This is a genomic window from Carnobacterium sp. ISL-102, from assembly GCF_018612935.1.
Taxonomy (GTDB): Bacteria; Bacillota; Bacilli; order Lactobacillales; family Carnobacteriaceae; genus Carnobacterium_B; species Carnobacterium_B alterfunditum.
Genome location: NZ_JAGGRF010000001.1, coordinates 142,031 through 165,922 on the forward strand (window position 1 = coordinate 142,031; position 23,892 = coordinate 165,922).

At 35.4% G+C, this 23,892-nt stretch carries 20 protein-coding genes and 1 tRNA gene; 8 read left to right on the forward strand and 13 right to left on the reverse strand.

Annotation, left to right across the window (positions count from 1 at the left end; genetic code table 11):
• Window positions 1–29: 29 nt before the first annotated feature.
• From J7E16_RS00590 to J7E16_RS00615, 6 genes are all read right to left on the reverse strand, one after another.
• The gene (locus J7E16_RS00590) at window positions 30–1,238 is read right to left on the reverse strand and encodes a hypothetical protein (RefSeq protein WP_214887469.1); all 1,209 of its coding nucleotides are present in this window, start codon (window positions 1,236–1,238) and stop codon (window positions 30–32) included.
• 96 nt (window positions 1,239–1,334) lie between these two features.
• Window positions 1,335–2,717 (reverse strand): sugar transferase, encoded by a 1,383-nt coding sequence (locus tag J7E16_RS00595; protein WP_214887471.1) that lies wholly within the window; start codon window positions 2,715–2,717, stop codon window positions 1,335–1,337.
• A gap of 95 nt (window positions 2,718–2,812) precedes the next feature.
• Window positions 2,813–3,961: a non-hydrolyzing UDP-N-acetylglucosamine 2-epimerase gene (gene wecB / locus J7E16_RS00600; protein WP_214887473.1), complete on the reverse strand. Its 1,149-nt coding sequence runs from the start codon at window positions 3,959–3,961 to the stop codon at window positions 2,813–2,815.
• 32 nt (window positions 3,962–3,993) lie between these two features.
• Entirely contained in the window at window positions 3,994–4,926 is a 933-nt protein-coding gene (locus J7E16_RS00605; protein WP_214887475.1) for a glycosyltransferase, read from the reverse strand.
• A 29-nt stretch (window positions 4,927–4,955) separates the two neighbouring features.
• Window positions 4,956–6,377: a lipopolysaccharide biosynthesis protein gene (locus tag J7E16_RS00610; protein WP_251005993.1), complete on the reverse strand. Its 1,422-nt coding sequence runs from the start codon at window positions 6,375–6,377 to the stop codon at window positions 4,956–4,958.
• A 39-nt stretch (window positions 6,378–6,416) separates the two neighbouring features.
• On the reverse strand, window positions 6,417–7,475 hold the full coding sequence (locus J7E16_RS00615) for a glycosyltransferase (RefSeq protein ID WP_214887478.1): 1,059 nt from the start codon (window positions 7,473–7,475) through the stop codon (window positions 6,417–6,419).
• A gap of 222 nt (window positions 7,476–7,697) precedes the next feature.
• Here J7E16_RS00615 and galE point away from each other — a divergent pair, with 222 nt between their 5' ends.
• On the forward strand, window positions 7,698–8,708 hold the full coding sequence (galE, locus tag J7E16_RS00620) for a UDP-glucose 4-epimerase GalE (protein WP_214887481.1): 1,011 nt from the start codon (window positions 7,698–7,700) through the stop codon (window positions 8,706–8,708).
• A gap of 593 nt (window positions 8,709–9,301) precedes the next feature.
• On the opposite strand, the gene J7E16_RS00625 is transcribed toward galE, so the two are convergent.
• The 4 genes from J7E16_RS00625 to map form a co-directional block, all read right to left on the reverse strand.
• A complete protein-coding gene (locus J7E16_RS00625) occupies window positions 9,302–10,234 on the reverse strand; it encodes a YihY/virulence factor BrkB family protein (protein ID WP_214887483.1) in 933 nt (310 codons plus the stop codon).
• A gap of 85 nt (window positions 10,235–10,319) precedes the next feature.
• Window positions 10,320–11,363, reverse strand: a complete 1,044-nt coding sequence (locus J7E16_RS00630) for an acyltransferase (RefSeq protein ID WP_214887485.1) — start codon at window positions 11,361–11,363, stop codon at window positions 10,320–10,322.
• Between the two features lie 146 nt (window positions 11,364–11,509).
• The gene (locus J7E16_RS00635) at window positions 11,510–12,520 is read right to left on the reverse strand and encodes a serine hydrolase (protein ID WP_214887487.1); all 1,011 of its coding nucleotides are present in this window, start codon (window positions 12,518–12,520) and stop codon (window positions 11,510–11,512) included.
• 165 nt (window positions 12,521–12,685) lie between these two features.
• Window positions 12,686–13,441, reverse strand: a complete 756-nt coding sequence (gene map, locus J7E16_RS00640) for a type I methionyl aminopeptidase (protein WP_214887489.1) — start codon at window positions 13,439–13,441, stop codon at window positions 12,686–12,688.
• A 271-nt stretch (window positions 13,442–13,712) separates the two neighbouring features.
• Here map and J7E16_RS00645 point away from each other — a divergent pair, with 271 nt between their 5' ends.
• The 4 genes from J7E16_RS00645 (at window position 13,713) to J7E16_RS00660 (ending at window position 17,176) form a co-directional block, all read left to right on the forward strand.
• Window positions 13,713–14,621: an RluA family pseudouridine synthase gene (locus J7E16_RS00645; protein ID WP_214887491.1), complete on the forward strand. Its 909-nt coding sequence runs from the start codon at window positions 13,713–13,715 to the stop codon at window positions 14,619–14,621.
• A gap of 80 nt (window positions 14,622–14,701) precedes the next feature.
• Entirely contained in the window at window positions 14,702–15,442 is a 741-nt protein-coding gene (locus J7E16_RS00650) for a WecB/TagA/CpsF family glycosyltransferase (RefSeq protein ID WP_214887493.1), read from the forward strand.
• An 84-nt stretch (window positions 15,443–15,526) separates the two neighbouring features.
• On the forward strand, window positions 15,527–16,615 hold the full coding sequence (locus J7E16_RS00655) for a glycosyltransferase family 4 protein (protein WP_214887495.1): 1,089 nt from the start codon (window positions 15,527–15,529) through the stop codon (window positions 16,613–16,615).
• A 105-nt stretch (window positions 16,616–16,720) separates the two neighbouring features.
• Window positions 16,721–17,176, forward strand: coding sequence for a flavodoxin (locus J7E16_RS00660; RefSeq protein WP_214887497.1), 456 nt, complete (start codon window positions 16,721–16,723; stop codon window positions 17,174–17,176).
• 877 nt (window positions 17,177–18,053) lie between these two features.
• Here the strand turns inward: J7E16_RS00660 and J7E16_RS00665 are convergent.
• On the reverse strand, window positions 18,054–18,614 hold the full coding sequence (locus J7E16_RS00665) for a TetR/AcrR family transcriptional regulator (protein WP_214887499.1): 561 nt from the start codon (window positions 18,612–18,614) through the stop codon (window positions 18,054–18,056).
• Window positions 18,615–19,160: 546 nt separating this feature from the next.
• Between J7E16_RS00665 and J7E16_RS00670 the strand changes: the two genes are divergently transcribed.
• Window positions 19,161–20,399, forward strand: a complete 1,239-nt coding sequence (locus J7E16_RS00670) for an aminopeptidase (protein ID WP_214887501.1) — start codon at window positions 19,161–19,163, stop codon at window positions 20,397–20,399.
• A gap of 126 nt (window positions 20,400–20,525) precedes the next feature.
• Here J7E16_RS00670 and J7E16_RS00675 read toward each other — a convergent pair whose 3' ends face one another.
• A complete protein-coding gene (locus tag J7E16_RS00675) occupies window positions 20,526–21,407 on the reverse strand; it encodes a hypothetical protein (protein WP_214887503.1) in 882 nt (293 codons plus the stop codon).
• 320 nt (window positions 21,408–21,727) lie between these two features.
• On the opposite strand from J7E16_RS00675, the gene J7E16_RS00680 reads away from it, so the two are divergent.
• A complete protein-coding gene (locus tag J7E16_RS00680) occupies window positions 21,728–22,360 on the forward strand; it encodes a TetR/AcrR family transcriptional regulator (RefSeq protein WP_214887505.1) in 633 nt (210 codons plus the stop codon).
• Between the two features lie 81 nt (window positions 22,361–22,441).
• Window positions 22,442–22,515: transfer RNA gene (locus J7E16_RS00685), tRNA-Arg, on the forward strand.
• Between the two features lie 120 nt (window positions 22,516–22,635).
• On the opposite strand, the gene J7E16_RS00690 is transcribed toward J7E16_RS00685, so the two are convergent.
• A complete protein-coding gene (locus J7E16_RS00690; protein ID WP_214887507.1) occupies window positions 22,636–23,889 on the reverse strand; it encodes a hypothetical protein in 1,254 nt (417 codons plus the stop codon).
• Window positions 23,890–23,892 lie beyond the last annotated feature (3 nt).

The following is a 23,892-nucleotide window of genomic DNA, read 5'->3' on the forward strand; positions in this document are numbered from 1 at the left end:
ATAATAGCATAAAGTTTTTTTTTTTCATATTACAGTCTTATATCACTTTTCTTTTTATAAGCAAAAATAAAAATTAATACTATTAATATATAAAATGGAGCTGCTAGATATCCACCTTTTTGAAAATTTAATGCGATAAATAGGATACCTAATTTATAATTTATTTTAACTAAATACCCGCTAAATAATACTAATCCTAAAAAAGCTGCTACTCCTAAATCTGACAAGAAATATGCATAAACATTCCAAATATCAGGTGTATGACCAATACCGTTTCCACTTATCAAATGATTTGTATTGATATACTGCCAACTTTCTAATAAACGTGCAGAGGCAGAACTATCTTTTCCAGCTAGGATATCTGAAGTACGATCGATCAATGTAACTTGGATAATATCTTTAGTAATAAAAATTAGGATCCCTAAAGCTATTAAAGTTAGTACAATGTAGAAATAATCGAGCTTTTTATGCTTCATATTTTTAAAAGTTTCAACACTGAAGAATTGAAGTACAAGAATTAACATCATAATTCCAATAGAACTATAAGAAAATGTTGAAATTATCGTCAATATTAAAAGTAATAAAAATAATATATTTGTTTTTATATTTTGTTTATTGAATAAATTAACACCTAGAATAATTGTTAAATAATAACCGAGGTATGATGGTTCTGAAAATAAACTTCTTATCCTGTAAAGATTCTCTGAACCTTCAAAAAGATAACTTATAGAATCGGTTCTAGTAAAGTGCCAGAAAAACTCATATGGTAAATTCCCGTTAGTATACAATGCTAAAGAAATATAAAACCCTATCAGACATACAATTAAAGCCGTTATATTCATGCTTTTCATTAATTTTTCTTCTAAACTATGACGATCAATAAAATTATAGAAACTAGTTATAACTACAGCATAAGTAGTTATTTTGAATAAGCCAGCTAATCCTGTTTTCAGAATAAATGCATCATTAATAAAATAATTTTGTAAAATATTAAACACTATAATGGTCAAAACTATAATCAGCCATTTATATTGTTTTGGTCTAATTTTAAAATTATTGCTAAGCACCATCATTAAAAAAAGGGCTCCAAAAAGGTAGTCACTAAAAGAAAAAATGCCTATCATCCAATCTGACAAAACGAATGCTAGGCACATTATCATTATAAAAACATTTTCCCAAACTTGATAGAATGCATAATTAAAATCCACCCATTTTTTTTTCATAGAAAGTTGTTGCATGTTATAACCTACCCTCAATATTTTGTAAATCAAATAGCATAGAAACTAAGCAATGCTTTATTTCCTATGCCATTCTTTTACATTTTGTAATATACTTTATTTCAATATTTTTATATCATTCGGAATTTCTTTATTTTGAATTTCTTCTTCATCTAAACCCGCTGAAGAGATTTTATCAAATAAAATCTTAATTGTTTGTAACATTATTTTCACATCTAATAGCAGTGTGTATTTTTTTATATATAGTAAGTCAAAATTTAATTTGCTATTAAAATCAGTTGCATACTTACCATATACTTGAGCATATCCAGTAATTCCAGCTCTTACATTATGTCTTAAGTAATATGAGGGGTTCTGTTCCATAAATTGTTCTACAAAAAATGGACGCTCAGGACGAGGTCCTACTACAGACATATCCCCTATTAATACATTTATCAGTTGTGGCAACTCGTCAATTCTTAAAGATCTTAAATATTTACCAAGAGGAGTCACCCTACTGTCATTTGATGTAGCCAATACTGGTCCGGATTCTTTTTCAGCCGTGGCACTCATTGTTCTAAATTTAAAAATATTAAATTCTTTTCCATCTTTTGTAATTCTAACTTGTTTATATAACACTGGTCCTGGTGAAGTTACTTTTACTAATAAAGCAGTAATTAACAATATTGGAGAAGTAATCACTATTAGAACAATAGAAAAAAGAATATCAACAATTCTTTTAATTAGTCCATCTTCTGAAGATATTTTAAAATCAGAAATTTCAATAATACTTTCATCTTCAATATTCATTATATTCGGATTAACCAATATAAGATTTTCAAAATTAGTATTTATAAATAATTTTTTATTTTCTTTTATCAATAAATCATATATTTTTATTTTTTCTTCATTATCAATTTTACTAGCTACATAAACTATGTCTACTTTATTAAAATTATCAGCTATATTTTTATAGAAATCAGACAATACTGCTATAGTAACTTTATGTCTTTTGCTTTTTGAATTCTCAAAATTAAAAATAGCAGAAGCAACTTGTTCCTTTGTTCCTACAACCATTACTTTCTTGCTGCCGCTAATTTTTTCATATATTTTATATACTAAGATTCTCCATAAAAATAATACTATTATACTAACTAAGAGATTAATTAATAAAACAGACCTAGGAAAAGCAAACCATCTTCCAAAAAACGTTACTGCCATTATTGCGATTGTCATTATAATTTGAATGATTATGGTTATATACAGAAAATCAGCAGTTGATTTATTATATAAAATATAAACACCAAAAAGTATATTTAACAAGACAAATGCTATCATAATATATACAATCGCATTTCGATATGCTTCAAAATTTCTCATTGGAACACTATTTTCAAATTGGATATAAAAGGATATGAGAATTGAGAAATGAAATAGTATAATATCTATTGTACCTATGAACAGCTTTCTCGTTTTACTAAATCTTTCTCCTTGATTCATAAAAAAACCTCCGTTAATTAACTAAAAATCTTGTTTTATAAATAATACCATATTAATAAACAAAATCCCATATTTGTCTAAGTACTTTATTCTTATTAAATTATTTTAAAATCAGTTGGTTTATTTTTATCATTTCTTAGCATAAATATTAAGGCCTCTATAATTCTTTTACTCGCCATTCCATCGCCATAAGGATTATTAGCTTCAGCCATTTTTTCATGTGCTTCTTTATTTACTAATAAATTAGTCATCTCTTTTATAATCGTTTCAGTTTGGGTACCGACTAATTTAAGAGTGCCTGCTGTTACTCCTTCTGGTCTTTCAGTCGTATCTCTAAGCACTAGAACAGGCACTCCTAATGAAGGAGCTTCTTCTTGGACACCACCAGAATCGGTCATGATCATATAACTTTTAGCCGCTAAATTATGAAAGTCCATCACTTCAAGCGGAGCAATTAAGTGGATTCTAGGGTGTTTCCCTAAAACTTTTTCAGCCATATTTTGAACGATCGGGTTCAAATGAACAGGGTAAATGATTTCAACATCTTGCTGTTGATCGACAACTTGGCGTATCGCTTTGAATACGCGCTCCATTGGTTCGCCTTGATTTTCGCGGCGATGCATGGTTATTAAAACAAGTTTACTTTCAGGATCGATATTTTCAAGAACGGTATGATGATAATCCTTTTTAATTGTCTCTTTAAGAGCATCGATTGCTGTATTTCCGGTAATGAATATTTTTTCTTCAGGGTGATTCTCTTTTAATAAATTCAGTTTACTTTCACTTGTCGGTGCAAAATAGATATCTGCGATGACATCTGTTAATTGGCGATTCACTTCTTCAGGGAAAGGAGAATATTTATCCCACGTGCGTAGCCCTGCTTCAACATGACCTACTTTAATTTGATTATAGTAAGCAGAAATACTTGCCGCAAAGGTAGTCGTCGTATCGCCATGAACTAACACTATATCTGGTTTAGCTTCTTTCATGATTTTATCTAAACCCATCAAAACATTTGATGTGATTTCAGATAATGTTTGATTTTTTTTCATGATATCTAAATCATAATCAGGAACAATATTGAACGTCTGTAATACTTGATCTAACATTTCACGATGTTGAGCTGTAACCGCTACGATAGATTCAAATCGATTCGATTGTTTATTGAGTTCTTTTACCACAGGAGCCATTTTTATAGCTTCTGGCCTCGTACCAAAAATTGTCAGTACTTTTATTTTTTTCATAACCTAAACCTCCAAAACAGATAATCATATTTTTAAACAGATAATTTACCGGTGATTTTTTTTATAGAAAGATAAGCTTTATCTGTTATAGTAATGCCCTTTAAATCTTTTATTTTATTTTCTTTTTCAATTTTGTTGACATTGCTATTTTTCAACCCTGAATATATCGATAGCATTTGTCTTTTGATCAATTTTTTCTGTTCTTTAGAATAAATTTCATTTAGATACAATTTTTCTAGTTCTTTAAAAATAATCAGATAGGAATCAAACGTTTGCTTTAATCTTTCTTGGCTTTGATCCGTCATGATTGAATTTTCACGGTATCTTCTATTGTAGTAAAAAGCATTCGCATAAATCATTGAGCGACTATTTAAAAAAACTTGCGTGGTAAATAATTCATCTTCATGCAAGATGCCTTCATAAAAAGATAGATTATTTTGTTCGATAACTTCTCTTCTTACCATATACAAATATACTGGTGAAGAAAATGTCCGTCGATTCACTGCGAATCGCTCATCTGTATACTTTACTCCTTCTTGTAGCCGATGACTGAAATCATAGTTATTCTGTTTGATTGGTTCATTTAATCCGTCTAAAAAGGCTCTTCCGTTAAAGCGGATAAGATCTGCATAATTTTTTTCCATTAAATCAACCAGATTTCCGATTGCCGTTAAAGCTAAATAATCATCTGAATCCACAAATAGCACATACTTCCCACATGCTGCTCCCAGCCCTGTGTTCCGTGCTCCTGAAAGACCTATATTCACTTGTTCAATCAACTGGACTCTGCTGTCGGATAGATAAGGTCTCACTTTTTGATTGCTTTCATCGGTACTCCCATCATCAATTACGATGATCTGCAGTTCTTGGTAAGTTTGTTTTACAATCGAATCTAAACACTCTTCGATATACCTGTCTACATTGTAAACAGGTACAATTACTGAAACTAAAGGGTCTTGCTGCATGCTTTTCTTCCTCTCCAAACGGGTATTGTTTATTTCTTCTTAATAACTTCGGTTAACAATTTCATTTGCCCTGTAAGGATCAGTCCTATTGCAAATAGAATTACAAAGATGATCCCGTTGATCATAAGGTTTATAAAACTTGAAAACGTGAAGCGCGGGATGATCAAAAAAAACACCACTTGGATCAAGGCCATAATAGCGGGTTTACTTAAGGCTTCTCCAATCTCACTAAAGTTTGATTTAAATAACTTGTACATCAATAAATAATTTGTCTGAATGAAGTTTATCGTAAATGCTAGGATGACCATCCAAGCTACGGATTCGATCCTGCCAGCTAGGATCCCAATCACGATGGCCGTAACAGTGACCACTGCGGATAACACACCAGAAAGCAATAATAAATCGGTTCGATTAGCGGATTGGAAAATAGCTCCAGTACTGCTTAATATCATTTGGATCCAAACCGATAACGCTAAAATTTGGAACGTTACGACACTTCCACCCCATTGATCGCCAAACAAAAATAAAATAATATCACTGGAATGAAAGACTAAAAAGACCGATAACGGCAAGCCAATCGTGGCTAATAGGGTTGTAATTTTTAAATAAACCGATTTTATTTTTGCTAGATTTGTTTCATAGTTAGACATGATCGGTTGGATCACCGGTGAAATGACATTCGTTAAAATTTGATTGGGGTATAACGAGACTTGATAGGCTTTATCATAAAAAGCCAAAGAACTCGTTGAAAGATACCTTCCAATCAATATGTTATCTAAATTCCTTGAAAAATAATTGATAAAATTGAATAGAAATTGATTTTTTGAGAAACTAAAGATTTTTTTCAATGGCTCTTTGTCTATTTTTAAATCAGGCGTTAAATTCGTTTTTAGATAGAAAACAATAAATAATAAGGCTGCTTTGACTGTATTGCTGATGATCAATGAATAATAGCTGAAGCCGTTTATGGCCAGTATGATCGACACCACACCTGCTGCAACATTAGCCAGTACCGTTATCATATTTACCGTACTGAATTTTTTAGCTCTTAACAACATCGATTGAGGCACAACTAGAATCCCATAGAAAAAGACACAAAAAGCTAACACGATACTGATTGGTTTATAAACCTCATTATTATAAAAAGCACTGATTGGATAGCCTAGAAATACAAATACGATTCCTAAAAATAAAGCTAAGTAGAGTGAGAACCCAAAAATGCTGTTGATTTCCTGTTTCGACAATGTTTTATTTTGGATGATTGCTGGACCAATCCCAAAATCAGCTAACATTTGGAAAAAGATCAAAAAGACATTTACCACTGCGACTATTCCATACTCTTCTGGAGTTAATATTCTGGATAGCACTGCAGTGACCAATAACTGGATCACGACATTAGAATATTTCCCTAGTGCACTGTAAAAAATGCCTTTTTTGAATTCATCAGCCATTCCCATAATGCTCCATCAACTCCTTTGTTACTAGATTGACTAACCGAATTTCTTTTTGATCGCTTTAAAACTCTTTTGAAATTTCTTTCCAACTGTCACTCTTAGTTGCATCACTTTTATGGCTGCTGCATATTTTTCATATCTTAAGAGTAGGATCAGAATTTTTACAAATGTATTTTTTTCTTTTTCGGTCTCTATTTCAGAGATAGCTTGTTTGATTTTAGGATTTTCCATTAAAGCTTCAATGTGTTCCTCTTTTTCAGGACCCGTCAGCGGGCAATCTTCCCAAGCTAAATTACTCAATTCTAAGTACAGTGCACCCCAATAGTGTTGGTTCACTAAATCGTGGTACTTTTCTGCTTTTTTCCAATAGACCATCCACTCTTCGAATTGATTAGCAATAGTGTATTCATAAAAAAAGCGTTCTTTACGGTAACGATTGACTGCTGATCCTTCACGAAAAACATAATGGTAATAAGCTTTTGGCTGATAATAAATCGTTGTTGCATCAAATCCTGCTCGTTGATTGAATAGGGCGTCTTGCCCTACTTTTTGATCAGTGAACCGGCAGTCGTGTTGTTTTAAAAAAGCATAGTTGAATAGTTTGTTCCATAAAGCATAAGGAGATAATGCATAATGGTCTCTAAAATTGTCTCTGAATGATTCTTGTTCTAAGCGTCCAATTAACTTAGGCAATTTTTCAGTTGTTGTGACTTTACCTTCTTTATCTACGACTTCATCAAAGTATCCAAATACTACTATATCGGCATTCGATTCTGTTGCTTTGGCAACCGTTTCTTCAATCAGATTTGCTTCAAAGTAATCATCTGGGTCAGCGAAATAGATATACTCCCCAGTTGCTTGATCTAACCCTGCATTTCTGGCAAAACCTGAGCCGGCATTTTTTTGATGGATGACAATAATACGCGAATCTTTTAAGCGGTATTGGTCACATAGTGCACCCGATCCATCAGTTGAACCATCGTCAACTAAAATAATTTCGATGTTTGTATAGGTTTGTTTTAAGGCGCACTGGATCGCTTTCTCCAGTTGCTCAGCAACATTGTAGATAGGCATAATAATTGATACTTTACTCATCGTTATACCCCTTTCACTTTCATTAATGCAATGACTTGCCTATTATAGCATAATCAAATGACTGAAACATTACAGTTTTCTAAAGACTTTTCACCTTTTTGGCCTTGAAGCTTTAACAATTTTTAAACGTGTTTGCGTTGACTTATTTTCATTCAATGAGTAGACTTAACCTTATCAGATAGAATGATTGAAATTAAAAATTCGAAAAAAAGAGGGATGAAAATGGCTATTTTAGTAACTGGTGGCGCTGGATACATCGGCAGTCACACAACTGTAGAATTATTGAATGCCGGACATGATGTTGTCATCGTAGATAATTTTTCAAACAGCAAGCCTGAAGTATTAAATCGAATCAAAGAAATTTCCGGAAAAACGTTCTCTTTTTATGAAGTAGACGTCTTAAATAAACCAGATTTAGAAGCAGTCTTTAAAATCCATGACATAGAAGCAGTCATTCATTTCGCTGGCTACAAAGCTGTTGGTGAATCCGTTAGCCAACCGTTAAAATACTACCACAACAATTTAACCAGTACCTTCGTTCTTGCTGAATTAATGGAAGCTTACAATGTTAAAAAATTAGTTTTCAGTTCTTCTGCTACCGTTTATGGAATGAACAATGTTTCTCCATTGATTGAAGACTTGCCTTTAAGCACAACAAATCCTTACGGCACAACAAAAATGATGATTGAACAGATCTTGCAAGATGTCTATGCTGCAGATCCTTCTTGGAGTATTGCATTGTTGCGTTACTTCAACCCAATCGGTGCGCATGAGAGCGGACGAATCGGAGAAGATCCAAATGGTATCCCAAACAACTTGATGCCTTATATCACGCAAGTAGCTGTAGGCAAACGTGCTCAATTGAGTGTCTTTGGCGGTGACTATGATACTCCAGACGGTACTGGCGTGCGTGACTACATTCATGTAGTCGATTTAGCTAAAGGCCATTTAAAAGCAGTTGAAAAGATCCTTGCTTCAGAAGGTATCGAAGCTTACAATCTTGGAACCGGAAAAGGCTATAGCGTAATAGACGTTGTGACCAATTTTGAAAAAGCTACTGGCAAGAAAGTTCCTTACACGATCATTGATCGACGCCCTGGTGACATTGCCACTTGCTATTCGGATGCATCAAAAGCTGCTCAAGAATTAGGTTGGCGCGCTGAACATACGTTAGAAGATATGTGCCGTGATTCTTGGAAATGGCAAGAAAACAATCCAAACGGATACGAATAAAATAAAATTGAACAAAGGCCTTATTTAAAAAAATTCATGCCCTCTTTTGATGATCTAATTCATCAGGAGTGGGCATGAATTTTTTTGTTTGTTTTTTAGCTATTTTGATTGCCAAGTGCGCTTCACTCTTTCGTGAACTGGCCCTTCATAGAACAGTAGCCTCGAAAAGCAGCATCACACATTCGTACAAGGGCTCTCCACCGAAATGTGAGATAAAAAAAGGTGGTCACTTATTCGTCAATGTTGGTTTCACGTAGGAGTAGCACAAAAAAATGAAGCTATCATCTTTGGTGTTGGCCGATTAGGTACACCACCTGCTAAGAAATTTCTAGAGGAATAGGGTTTGCTTGTAGCCTAAAATGAAGCACTGTGGGCAAATAACGCCCAAGTGTATCATGTTTGTAAGCTGCTAAAGCAGCAACAACCATGACAACTTTCTTTTAGGCTTCAGGCGATCCAATGGCTCTCTACAAGCAAACCCGTTATTCCGGAAGAAATTTCTCTTTAAAGCACAAACAACCGAAAAAGATTCACTCTCCCATTGGGAAAGTGAATCTTTTTGTGCAGCTTATTCTTATCTTAGTCTTTTTTCTTTACCGCCTGAAGATAGTTTTTGCTTTAGCTCGGATATAGTTTCCGATACGTGACGGAGCAGCTTCATTGAGCGTACCAGTTTGATAGACTTCAATAGCGGCATTGATCACCGCACCCGCAGTCATCAATGCTCCAATGACCTGTAGCCAAATCAACATGATCATAAACGTTCCGATCGTTCCGTAACTTTGTGCACCAACAGCAAAATATTCAACGTATACCGCAAATCCTTGAGAAACCAGCATCCAGCCAATAGTTGAGAACGCTGCTCCAGGCAAAACACTCTTGAAAGCTATTTTTGCATGAGGGACAAAGAAATACATCACACAAAAAATAATAAATAGTACGATCATAGTGACCGGCCATCTCAAACTTTGAAATGTCTCACCGATTGTTGCAGGTAGGTCAATGATTGGGGTAATATACTCCAATATCAATTGTCCAAACCCAAAAATAATTACGATTGCCATGATGCTAAAAATCATCAGTGTCGTTAAAATCAGTGAAAATAATCTGATGATCACGATATTTCTTCTAGGCTCTGCACCATAAGCTTTATTCATGCTCACTTGCATCGCAGTCATTCCTCGACTAGCTGACCATAAAGCTCCAATCGCCGCAATAGACAAGATCCCTCCGCTGCTGCGTGTAAACCAACTCTTTAATAACTCTTCTACTTGATCAAAAAAATAACTTGGCACAGCTTTTTCAATGTACGGTAATAACTCCGTTGCATCTAAACTTAAGTATGGCAATACATTCCCAATCACAACAATAATCGGAAAAATGGATAATAAAAAATAATAACTGATGATTGCTCCTGAATTCCAAACTTCAGCTTTCCGGTATTTCTGGATCAAAATGATACTAAATTTCTTTACTTCTTCTTTTTTATTTAATTCTGACTTATCCAATTGATCATCTTTTGACATATTCAAACCCCTTTTTCAAAACCAATCATTATTATACCGATTTAAATCAAAAAAATAAAACACTTATTTAATAAAAATAAGTGTTTTATAGAATAAATCGTTTGATGAATGGCAACTGAGCTATCCCTTTAATACAGATGTAACTGATACAAAAAACTAATAGCGTCAAAATTGGTACAGAGAGGAATGGAGTACTAAACAAAGTGGTTGCTCCTGCCTCCCATAAAAGGAAAATAATCAGCACATGCACCAAATAAATCCCAAATGAATAAGCAGAGAGGTCTAATAGTATCCGTTTGAATTTAGCTGAAACATGTTTTGGCTTTAATTTTTCTTTTGCCAATAGAAAAGCAGCTATACTCATCAAGAACACATTTGGTGTCAAGTATTCGTAAGGAACATCGTAATGTTTCCCTTGTCTTAACGACTCCAAACTCGTCATTACGATGGTACTTATCAACCCGGCTGCTCCTAGCAAATAAATGGCTCTCTTCACCCATTTGCTTAAATCATAGTGTGCTAGAAAATAACCCGCGAAGAAATAACCGACATAACCAAAAGTGATATCCAAGTTGATGCCTCTTTCAGCAAAGGTCACCGTTGAACTGACGGGAAATTCATGGTAAGTTGGCAGGATAAATCCGATATAAAAACAAAAAGCAATCAGATAAAAGATCATTTTTTTATCCTCAGCGATCTTTCGCAAAAAAGGGATCATGACATAAATTTCAATCATCCGAAAAAGAAACCACAAATGAAAATGCCCTTCTTTAAATGCTTCAAACATTACTCCCCATACTTCCGAATCGAAGGTTCGGTATTCATTCCAAGTGAAAATGACAGCATATAAAGCTGACCAAAAAATAAAAGCCGTTACCAGTCGAAAAACATTTTTTTTGTAGAATTTTCTAATTGAAAAAGTTTTTTTCGGATCTAAAAAAAAGATTCCGCTCATCATAAAAAATAGCGGTACGCTCATACGAGCAAAACTATCGAAGATATTCAGTGTTTGCCATTGGTAAGAATCGATTGCATACAAATCAAAATCACGTGAGATAATATGAATAGCAATCACTAAAAAAGTGGCTGCAACCCGTAGAATATCAGCGTAAATAACTCTTTCTTTCATAGTTACAGCTCCTTTTCTTTATCCAGTATACCAAAAAATCCAAAAAAAATTCGAAAACAACTAACCTTTCGCAGTTGTTTTCGAATTTATCCAACTTTTTTAATTTTTAAAATCTGTTAATCTCAAATACTCTATGAGTCATCTTATTATTGCGCAGATAGATAATCCATGATAGATTGACCCATTTCAATAAAAAATGGTGTGGCTTCGTCATATGCATAGGTCCAACCATCGCTCATCACAACGACTATATAGTCTTGCCCATCTGAGTCTGTAATGATACCCGCATCATGGGAGACACTGTCTAGAACTCCTGTTTTATGGGCAAAACTGACCTCGTCGGATAAGCCGGTATTGAGCGCATAAACCAACTGTTGATCAACCAATAACCCCATAAAGTAATCGCTTGATGTTTTTGACAGTAAAGTGCCATCCATTAAACGGTTCAATAAGTCAGCGACATTGCTAGGCGTCGTTTGTAGCGTTCCTCTTAAAATGACGCCATTTTCATTAGACGTATTAAACGTTGTTTCAGTAAATCCATTTTCTTGAGCAAACTTTTCGATCACATCCCAACCAAGCCTATTTGCAAGAGCTATCGCTGTTTGATTTGAAGACACGGTTATGGTTTCTCTCAAATAATCATCGATCGTAGCCATAGTCTGATCATTGATCGTTGTGTCCAGTGATAAATTACCTTTATCTACTTCTGTTAGTACTGCATATGTAACATATAACTTGTATAAGCTGGCGCTTGTAAACACAGTATCTGCATTTACTTCTATTTTCTCATCGGTTGCTTTATTGAGTAGAACCAGTCCAATATTGCCTGGGTAACTAGCATTCATTTCTAAAGTTTTATCCATTAAGGCTTGTCCTGCCTCCGTCGTTTCATCTGTTTTTTCAACTTCTTCTTCTTTTTCGGTAACTTCAACATCTGTGCCTTTTTCAGATTCCGTTTCTACTTCCTCGGTTGCTGTATTCGTTTTCATTTCCTCTTCTTCTTCTTTATTAGCGGTAGTGATCCATACTAGCGTTAGGATAAAAACACCTATAATGGCGAGCACGATTTTTACTTTCTTTTTCAACCGTCTTCTTCTCTTCCTTTGCTTAACAATTACCACTCCAGTCAATGTCCATTTTGGTTTGTACCTCATTCAGTATCTCTTTAAGTTAGTTAAGTATAGTTAACAACGGTATTTATTGATAGTGTAATTAAACAATCCTTATCTTTTATTAATTCTCAACTTTACATCTTAGATAACTAAAGAGCCCTAACTGAACTTCGGATAAAGTTCAGTTAAGGCTCCTTAGTTTTAAAATTAATTTTTTTGCTCGGTCAAAATTCTTGGACCATTTTTAGTGATTGCTAATGTATGTTCGAATTGACAGCTGATGCCGCCATCTTTGGTGCGAGCTGTCCAGCCGTTGCCATCCATTTTAGATTTCCAAGTTCCGGTATTGACCATTGGTTCGATCGTGATCACCATACCTTCTTTTAAACGAAGACCTTTACCAGCTTCTCCGTAATGAGGGACTGATGGTGCTTCATGCATCGTGGGTCCAATACCGTGTCCAATAAATTCGCGGACTACTGAAAAACCTTCTCCTTCAACGTACATTTGGATAGCATGACCGATATCGCCAATACGGTTTCCAACTTGTGCTTGTTCGATACCTAAGTAAAGAGCTTTTTTAGTAACTTCCATCAATTTTTCTGTTTCAGGAGTTCCTTCGCCAACAATATAGCTCCAACAAGAATCAGACATAGCGCCTTTTAAGTTAACGACCATATCGACTTTAATCAAGTCACCATTTTTCAAAACTTTTTTCTTGCTTGGGAAGCCATGACAAATTTCATCGTTGACGCTGACGCAAGTGGCATATTCGTATCCTTCGAACCCAATTTGTTCGGCAATACCGCCGTGGTCTTCGATATATTTCTGTGCAAATGCGTTAATTTCCCAGCTCGTAATACCTGGTTTAATAATATCTCTTAAAGCAACATGAACATTGGCCAATAACGCGCCTGATTCTTCCATTGCATCAATTTCGCGTTGTGATTTTAGTGTAATCAATTTCTGTTCCTCTTTTCTATTGAATCGTGCAAGTTTATTTTTTTCTCTCCGGTCTATTATAAGCTTTATTTTTAAAATTGTGAACCATTCTGGCGAATCTTTAACCTGTATCCCCTTTTTTCTATCATTGGTTGAACAAAATCGCTCATTTTTTGATTGATTAATTCTTTAAAGGGCTTTCTATTTGAAAGTTTCTTACTTTAGGGTTATTTTTGTCCCTTTTTCCGTTATACTCTACTAAAAGAACAATTAATGAGAGCGAGTGGTTTTAATGGCTAAAAAAATAACTTATACACCTAAAAAAAATACTAATAATCAGCTCTATACCGTGACTGAACCAATGGAATTATTGCCTTTCCTAATAAGCATCATGCCACATACAAGCCGTAATTCGGTAAAGTCGATTTTAACAAGAGGTCAAGTGACTGTTGATGGAAAATTAATCAAGAAACACAATCAACCTTTACTGCCGGGTCAAGTTATCGCGATCCAATCCAATAAAGCGGCAATTAAGGAAACAGCTCTTGTTGGGATGACGATCATTTATGAAGATGATGCTATTATTGTCATCGATAAAGAAGCCGGATTATTATCGATTGCTGCTAAGTTTGCTCAAGAATTGACTGCACACCGCCAATTGATCAATTATGTCAAAAAAGAAGATCATAATAATCGTATCTACGTGGTCCATCGTTTAGACCGTGATACTTCTGGTGTAATGGTTTTTGCAAAAACCGAACAGATCAAACAAGACATGCAAGAAAATTGGAAAGACATCGTCAAAGAACGGATCTACACAGTTTTAGTTGAAGGCGTAGTTGCTGAGGAAGAAGGCACGATCAAAACGTGGTTGACTGAAAGTAAAGCGATGAAAGTCCATTCAGCTACTTATGATAACGGCGGAAAATTGGCGATCACTCACTATAAAAAAATCCGTAACAATGAAGATTTCACCTTATTAGAAGCCCGTTTAGAAACTGGCCGTAAAAATCAAATCCGGGTCCACATGGAAACACTTGGTCACCCCGTTGCAGGCGATAAAAAATATGGTGCAACTTCTAATCCATTAAAACGCTTAGGCTTGCACGCGACTACTTTAGCTTTGATACACCCGACCAGCAAAGAATTGGTCCGGTTCCATTCTAAAGTACCAAAAGTATTCTTGATGCATTCAAAATAAGCTTTATCTCTTCTATAGTTCAATGGTATGATAACTAAAATGTTTAGTTTAGTAAAAGGGTTTAAGGATGGTTGGCAATTATGGAGCATAAAAAAGTATCAGTATTAGGAGTAGCTTTTGACAATCAAACAAAAGAAACATTCCTTGAAGAATTAATAAAGCGAGTTGATCACAACCAAAAATCGTTTGTGGTTACCGCTAATCCGGAAATCGTTATGTACGCAAAAAAAAATCCTGCTTATATGTCGCTTATAAATAAAGCAGACTACGTTATTGCTGATGGGATCGGCATTATAAAAGGATCAAAAATGTTAGGAACTCCAATCGTTGAACGTGTCGCAGGGTATGACTTGATGTTGGCTTTGCTTGAAGAAGCTAACGTTAAGGGCAGTCGCGTTTATCTTTTGGGCGCTAAAGAAGAAGTTTTACAAAGTACGGTTGCTAAAGTTCAAAAGTTCTACCCTTCAATCGATCTTGTTGGAGCAAGAAACGGCTACTTTGATTTGTCTGACACTTCGATCATTGAATCCGTTCAAGCAACGCAACCTGACATGGTCTTTGTCGCTATCGGTTATCCGAGACAAGAACAATGGATCCATCAGTACTTATCTACCGCTTCAAAAGGCTTATTAATGGGCGTAGGCGGCAGTTTCGACGTACTTTCTGGAAAATCAAAACGCGCACCAAAAATCTTTATCCAATTGAATAGTGAATGGTTGTATCGTTTGATCAAACAACCGCTTAGATTTAAACGGATGATGGCACTGCCTCAATTCCTAAGAGAAGTAAACCACGAAAAAAAGCACATCTATAAAAAATAAGTCAAAAAGGCTGAACAGATTCTGTTCAGTTTTTTTGACAGCTTTTTATCAGAATAAACGATCGACAAAGGAGGTCAATTAATTATGAAAGTGTTGCACATCAATGCCGGTTTAGAAGATGGCGGCGGAAAAAATCATATTCTCTCGCTGCTCTCACAATTTGATCCAACAACGGCTGAGCTTTTAGTGATGGAAGACGGCATTATTGCGGAAGAAGCTAAAAAATTAGGGATCCAGGTACATACTCTTAAACAACAGTCGCGGTATGACCTCTCTATTTTGAAACGTTTAGCTCAATTCATCAATGACCATGCATTTGATATCGTCCACACGCATGGGGCACGTGCGAATTTTATTTTCTCGATGATCCGTAGAAAAGTCGCTGCACGTTGGCTCATCACCGTTCATAGCGATCCTACATTTGATTTTATGGACAGAGGCATAAAAGGCACGTTGTTCACCAAACTTAATTTAGCTAGTTTAAAAAAGGCGGACCACTTAATCGTGGTGACCGATAGCTTGATGCAGCCGCTGCTTGAATTAGGCATCATCCCAAAAAAAATGACGATCATTTACAATGGCCTCCAATTCGAACCGAATACAGCTAAAACTTATGCTAAGAATGACCGCTTCACTTTAACTTGCATCGCTCGTTTGCATCCGATCAAAGGACATGACCTTTTACTAGAAAGTCTGCACGCTGCTCATTTCAATGATTTCAGGCTAAACTTGGTCGGAGATGGAGATTTAAAGGCTTCGCTTGAAAAAAAAGCCCAGCAGTTAAATATGCAAAAGAACGTTCATTTTTTAGGCTTTTTGAACAAACCGCAAGTAGAAGAAACCATTGCTCATTCAGATATCACTATTTTAGCATCGTATAATGAAGGCTTTCCAATGGTATTACTGGAATCAGCCAATCAAAAAGTTCCTTTCATTGCCACCGATGTCGGCGATATTGCTCTCTTAGTGCCTGATGAAAGCTATGGTTGGTGTGTGCCTGCTAAATCGGTTGAGTCATTAACAGGTGCACTCAATGAAGCCTATACTGCATGGGAGAATAACACCTTAGCACTTAAAGGTGAACGTTTGTATCAGTTGGCTTCCAAACAGTTCTCTCTTGAGCGTTTTTATCAACAGACTCTGGCTCTTTATGAAACGTTATCCCGCTCTTAACCGAATTTTAAGTGGCTAAACAAATTTCTTTCATTGCAGAACCGGTGTTTCCTTTGGTATACTTTGCTGAGGAAGCACACAAGCGTAGAAAAGGATGCGATAAAAATGGCGAAAGCTTTGATTGTCTTTGCAAGTTTGACTGGTAATACAGAAGAATGTGCCGAAATTGTAAAAGAGGCCTTAGAAAATTTAGGCGTGGATGTTGAAATGGTTGAAAGCATGCAGGCTGAACCAGAAGACTTTCTAGAGGTCGATATGTGCATTATCGGAACGTATACTTATGGGAACGATGCTAATTTACCAGATGAATTCGTCGATTTCTATGAAGAACTGAGTGAAATTGATTTAACGGGAAAAGTTTATGGTGCCTTCGGTTCAGGAGATCATTTCTATGATAAATTTTGTCAATCTGTAGATGATTTTGCTGATAAATTAGCTTCAATCGGTGCTGTTAAAGGTGCCGAAAGTGTCAAAGTAGATCTAGATGCCAATGAAGAAGACAAGTTGAATTTAGAAGCTTTCGCAAAAGCTTTAGTCGACAAAACAGCTGCTTTATCTTAATAATAGATCAAAAAAATCCCTGCTCGCCTAAACTTAAATGGTGATGGGGGTTTTTTTAGTCTATAATTTTTAGTGTTAATAAATTAGTTTGATCACTCACCCAAAATTTCAGGCGGAATAGGAGTTGCTTGTAGCCATGTAAAGAATTCAATGCGAATTACAGAGCTTTAACGCTTTAGCGATTAAGCTTTGTTTGAGGCTTGAAAGCTTGAAGACACGATCTTAGGCTTCAGGTGCTTCCATGGCTCTCCACAAGCAAACCCGTTATTCCAGAAGAAATTTTTTTAAAACACCAATACCATTTTTGATGCTAGTCGATTAGTCTCATCACTCACCCATAATTTATGGCGGAATTGGAGTTGCTTGTAGCCATGTAAAGAATTCAATGCGAATTACAGAGTTTTAACGCTTCAGCGATTAAGCTCTATTTGAGGCTTGAAAGCTTGAAGACACAATCTTAGGCTTCAGGCGCTTCCATGGCTCTCCACATGCAAACCCGTTGTTCCAGAAGAAATTTTTTTAGAAACACAGACACCATTTTTTGATGCTAGTCGATTAGTCTCATCACTCACCCAAAATTTCAGGCGGAATAGGAGTTGCTTGTAGCCATGTAAAGAATTCAATGCGAATTACAGAGCTTTAATGCTTCAGCGACTAAGCTTTGTTTGAGGCTTGAAAGCCTGTAAGACTTCACTCTAGGCTTCAGGCGCTTCCATGGCTCTCCACAAGCAAATCCGTTATTCCAGAAGAAATTTATTTAGAAAACCGACACCATTTATTAAACAATCGATATATAAAACAAAATAAGGATCTTTTTAATCAGTTTCCTGATAGAAAAGATCCTTATTCTCGGCTGGTCATGCCCAAACCTCTTTCCCTAGTTAACCATATAACCAGGTACTGATCGTTGTAAAGCTTGCTTAATATAATCAGTACCATCTTTTTCGTTGAACTTCAAGAAACCTTGGGCTACCAATACTGCTGTACCATGGACAGTGATCCAGATATTTTTAAAGAGTTTTATTTGTTCAGCTTCTGTCAACTCTTTGGTTCCATCATTTTGCTTGAATAGTTCCATCATCTTATTAAGTGAAATATTATGCATCTGATCTGTATCCATTTGTGATTCAAAGAAAAGTGCTTTAAAGAAGACCGGCTCATCCTTTGAAAAATGGATATAATTTAAACACATATTAATCAATGGTTCTTCTGTGCGTTCTTTTTCATAAATAGTCTCATCGATATAGGTCTTTACTTTCACGACAAGTTCTTGCTTTAAGTCATCCATGCTCTTAAATTCTAAATAAATGGGCTGGGTCGAGCAATCCATTTTTTTAGCAATATTACGTGCTGTAAAACCTTCAAATCCTTCAGTTTTAACAACTTGGTAGGCTGTTTCCAGAATTTGTGATTTTAAAATTGTTTTTTTTCTAGCCATCTCGATTCACCTCTTTGTTATCATTTACCATTAATTAAGGGCAATTGTCCGCTTATCCCTGAATTTCCTATTTTTCTAGACCCAATAATTTTTGACCATGGTATTTACGAGTAGCTGACTAGTATCACCTAGAACTTGAATTTAGTGCAAAACAGCATTCGCTTTTATTTCAATTTAAAAAAACAACACTGTACCTATTCTATCCGGATTCTCTCTCCAATAACCCTTAATATATTCTATCACTATTGTGATTAAAAGAGAACTAATTTGTTCTATTTTATAAAAACACTTGTGTATTAAATGTTTAGCAAATTAAATTGGTACACCTATTTTTCCCAAATTTAAAAGCGAGTACAACACACGAACATTTTTTTTTGTCAATTTTTTTTTGAATTTCTTTTAAAAAAGTCAGGTGAAATTGTTTCTCACTCTTTCATATGTTATTATTGTTTAGTAAGAGTTTGAGACAAAACGAACTGAAAGAGCTACTTACAGCTCTCATTTTTTTGTTTCAGCCTCATTTCGTATCTCTAGGAGGAAAAAAAGATGGTATTGCCAAAATTTGAAGAAAATTTACAAAAATATGCTCATTTATTAGTTAAATCGGGTATAAATGTTACAAAAGGACACACAGTTGTCTTACAAATCGATGTCGATCAAGCACCATTGGCTCGTTTGATCACAAAAGAAGCTTATGCATTAGGTGCAACAGAAGTTATTGTGAAATGGGCCGATGATATCGTGAACCGCGAACAATTTATCGGAACACCTCAAGAACGTTTAACCGATATCCCACAATACAAAATCGATGAATCATTAGACCAAATCGCTAAAGGAGCTAGCCGTATCAGTGTTCGTTCTTCTGATCCTGATGCACTATCTGGCGTAGACAGCGGCAAGATCGCTGCGTATCAATCTGCTGCTGGTAAAGCATTGAGCGAACAACGCAAAGCTACTCAAGCTAATAAAGTGAGTTGGACTGTTGCTGCAGCTGCCGGTGCTAAATGGGCTGCCAAAGTATTCCCGACGCTAGCAACTGAAGAAGAACAAATTGATGCATTATGGGATGCTATCTTTAAAGCTGTCAACCTATACGATGCTGATCCTGTTGCATCTTGGGCTAAAAAAGATATTACCCTGAATGACAAAGCTGAAGAATTAAATAAAGAACAATTTGTTGCATTGCACTACACTGCTCCTGGTACTGATTTAACCGTTGGGCTGCCAGAAGGTCACCTTTGGGAAGGCGCCGGTAGCGACAACGTCCGTGGCGAACGTTTCATGGCAAATATGCCAACTGAAGAAGTCTTCACCGCTCCTGATGCAAATCGTGTTGATGGTGTCGTTCGCAGCACTAAACCGTTAAGCTATGCTGGGAATACTATTTTAAATATGGAATTTACGTTTAAAGACGGAAAAGTTGTAAATGTTACAGCTGAACAAGGTGAAGATGTCTTGAAGAACTTGATTGCTACAGACGATGGGGCTGCACGTTTAGGTGAAGTTGCCTTAGTTCCAGATCCTTCTCCTATTTCTCAATCCGGTATCGTCTTCTACAACACCTTATTCGACGAAAATGCTTCAAACCACTTAGCTTTAGGTTCTGCTTATGCCTTTAACTTAGTTGGCGGAACAGAAATGACTGAAGAAGAATTACAAGCAGCTGGTTTAAACCGCTCAACTGTCCATGTCGACTTCATGATCGGTTCTGACCAAATGGATGTCGATGGTATTCGCAAAGACGGCAGCACGACTCCAGTGTTCCGTAATGGCGATTGGGCTTAATCCTTTAGGCTGAAAAAATGATCAGATTTGGATTTTTCTAATCTATACTCGTAGTTTTTACTACCACTAAAGCAAAAAATAACGACTCTGCAACTAGCTGAGTCGTTATTTTTTTTGCTTATTTGTTTACTCATTATTTATCAAACGAACGATTTTACCTCGAACGCGTTTTTCTTTTATTAGAACTTGTGTGATTTTAAAAGTGACTTGGTCGCCTTCTCTTACTGTTAGATGGAGTGGTATAGAGCAGAGTGCATCCAAATTTGGTGCGATCCTAACAAAGATGCCCCATTTTTTAATATTTCTAACGGTTCCTAAAACAACTTGATCAGGTTCTAAATTCGCTAATGAAACAGATACTTCATTTTTATATTTTTTAAGCGGTTCTACGCGCAAATTTTTATTATCAGTAATACGATTAAACCTAACTTCTATCGAATCTCCAATAGCTAAAATATCGCTTATCGTTGTATGATCTTCAGCGAAATCTTTATTGAGCATCTGGACAGAAGTATTTCCGATAACAAAATAAGCCCCATAGCGTAAATTTTTGGTTAATTTAGCCTGAAAATTTTTTCCCTCTTCTAGTTGCTTATGTAGTTTATCAAATTCTCTTTCTTTTATCTTTTTAGCCGAACCCAACAACCTACCTTTTGTTTCATTTACTTCAATCAACTGAAATTGAATCGTTTCGCCTACAAAACGCATTAAAGGCAATTGTTGAGCTTTAGACTCCAGCTCCTCCCGCACAATAAAAACGGGCAATCCCTTTACTTCTAATATCACACTATCGCTGGCTAATTCTTCATCATATTGAGACGATAGAACCGTGCCTGTTAATTCAATTTCTTTGTTGATCATTTCATAAAATACGTTATAGTCTATTTTTGATTTTACTTCGTGATCAAGAAAAAAGTCCCCACTTTCTTCCAAAACAGTAACATCCATTGGGACTACATCTTTATTTTGGACCCTGATCCATTTTTTCACTAATTTCCTTATTCCCATATCTTCCTTCCCACTCCTTAGAAATACTGACCAATATGTTCTTATAATCCAATTATAGCACATGTTTTTTAATTCTTACGTACTTTTTTGGATCCTTTTCTTTTTTTTAGCTCTTTCACCAGAAAAAATATGAACAAATACTGACATATAAGCGAATTGTCACTAAATGTCCACTTGTTATTTTAGCAAAACTTGTCTTTTCAATCTTCTTTTACTGTATACTACTAGTTATAAATATTTATTTCTTACTTTTTAAAATTTCACTCACTATACATGGCTATTAATCTATTCAACTTATTCTGATACGAGGAGGAAACTTTATGCAACAAGAAGAGGTAATCGATATACGCATTATGCGAAGTAAAAAAGCCATATCTGATGCTCTCGTTGAATTAATAAAAGAGAATGATTTCAAAACGATTTCGATTACAGAAATTGTCAATCAAGCTGGAGTGAATCGAGGAACTTTTTATAAACACTATGCTTATAAAGAAGATATTCTAAAGGAAATACAAGATGATTGTTTAGATAATTTTGCTATTATGCTGAAAAATAACTATCAGGAAGTCTGCTACTCTAACTTAAAGACGGTTCCCTTATCGGATGTTTTTTTCACTTTTATTTACGATTACCGTAATTATTTTCATTTTGCCGTTCATAATGCTGGTTTTTTAAACTTCCACTTGCAATTTTCTGCAGTTCTAAAAGAATTTTTGATAGCTAACTTTTTTCCAACTGCCCGCTACTCACTAGAATCGCAAAATCTTTTAGGCGCATATATTGCAAATGGTATATACGGCTACTTAGTAGAATGGGATGAAAAAAATTACGCTTCTTCACCTGTCGAAATGGCTCAGCAGCTGACCAATATTTTTCTTTTGGATCGCAGCGTGTTTAGTTTACCTATCCCGGAGCTCTTAGCGGATAAGGAAACGGTTGAAGAGGCTCATTAAATTGCAGTTCTCTATCTAATTTAAATTTTTACAGGTAGACATTTATTTTAAACTATGAGAAAATAGGACCTGTGTTGAAAAGGTCCTATAGCTCAGGTGGATAGAGCAAACGTTTCCTAAACGTTAGGTCGGGAGTTCAAATCTCTCTAGGATCATCTTGTCAGGGATCGATCACCATCTGACTCCAAAATGATAGTTAAAAAAAGAAGAACAGCACTCCTTTCCATTTTACGAATGGGAAAGAAGCCGCTCTTCTTTTTTACTGTCTGCTATTATTATTGAAATAAAATGCCGTAAACTCCAAGCTCATCTCTTTTAACTGATTTGCCGGCTTTCTCATCTATTGCACCTTCAAGAACAAGTTCTCCAGATCGACTATCAAAAGCCATGATCTGCATATCTTTGTCTAGTGCATTAGAACTGCTTACAAAGAAAGCAAGACCCTCATTTATTTGCATAGTCATACCCTCTTTTAAAGCTTTTCTTTGGGTCTTTGATAATGCAATGGATTCAACTTCAACCAGTTCTTTTTGGTTCAACTGATACGCATAAATCGATAGACTAGTCTCATTGATTTTATATGTATACAAAGCCGTATTTTCAAGCGGTAGCGTATTTTCTAGTCCTTGTCTGCCGACTTCTTTTGAAATATCAATCAAAAATTGTTCTCCTGTTTCTACATTGACCCCTATCAGACCATATACGGGCGGTGCTATTTCTTGATTTCCTTGATTCATTTCCATTTCGGTCTGTGTATCCTCAAGCACTACACGATAAACTAAAAATTTCGCTGAAGCGATATCCGTTGCTTCATTGATCAATTCAACATATTGGATCTGCTTACCTGTTACATCTACTAGATCCAATTGGATTTTTTCATCTTTTTCAATTTTTTCATTTGGTAGATCGATCGAATACAAATGCTGCTCATCTTGCATGTCGTCGTTATTTGATGTGTAACCATTTGTCACGATGATCAGTTTATTGTTTGCTACTTGAACATCTTCGACATAGATAGATACGTATTCGGTTGTTTTTGGAAAATCAACTGAATATGAAAGAACTTCCTCAGTCTTTTTATTTAATACTTCGATCTTGAATTCAGACTCTTCAGTAACAGATGAAAAGTTATTCGTCGTTATCTCTGCGTAAGCTAAAATCGATTCATCTTCAAAAAAATTGGTTAAAAAATGATTTTTCCCTCGCATAAAGCTGCGGTACTCTTTTTGTAGCTGAGCCATTTTTTTATTGGCACTCACACTGCCTTGCAGTTGGTTTTGATAAGGCTGATCCGAGTAATAGGTCGTTCCCTCTGTTGTGATTTCCAGATCCGTTCCTATCCCAAATAAATTATTTTCATAATAATACCCTTCTATCGTCATATCCTCAATCAGTTCTTGATTACCCTTTTTTTCTGAAATCGTAAATTCCGGCTTTATCTCTGCCGCAAAAATAGGTTGCATATAATAAATCCCAATCGTCAAAACGACTAATACTGCTATAACACTCAATTTCCCATAACGTTTCATCTT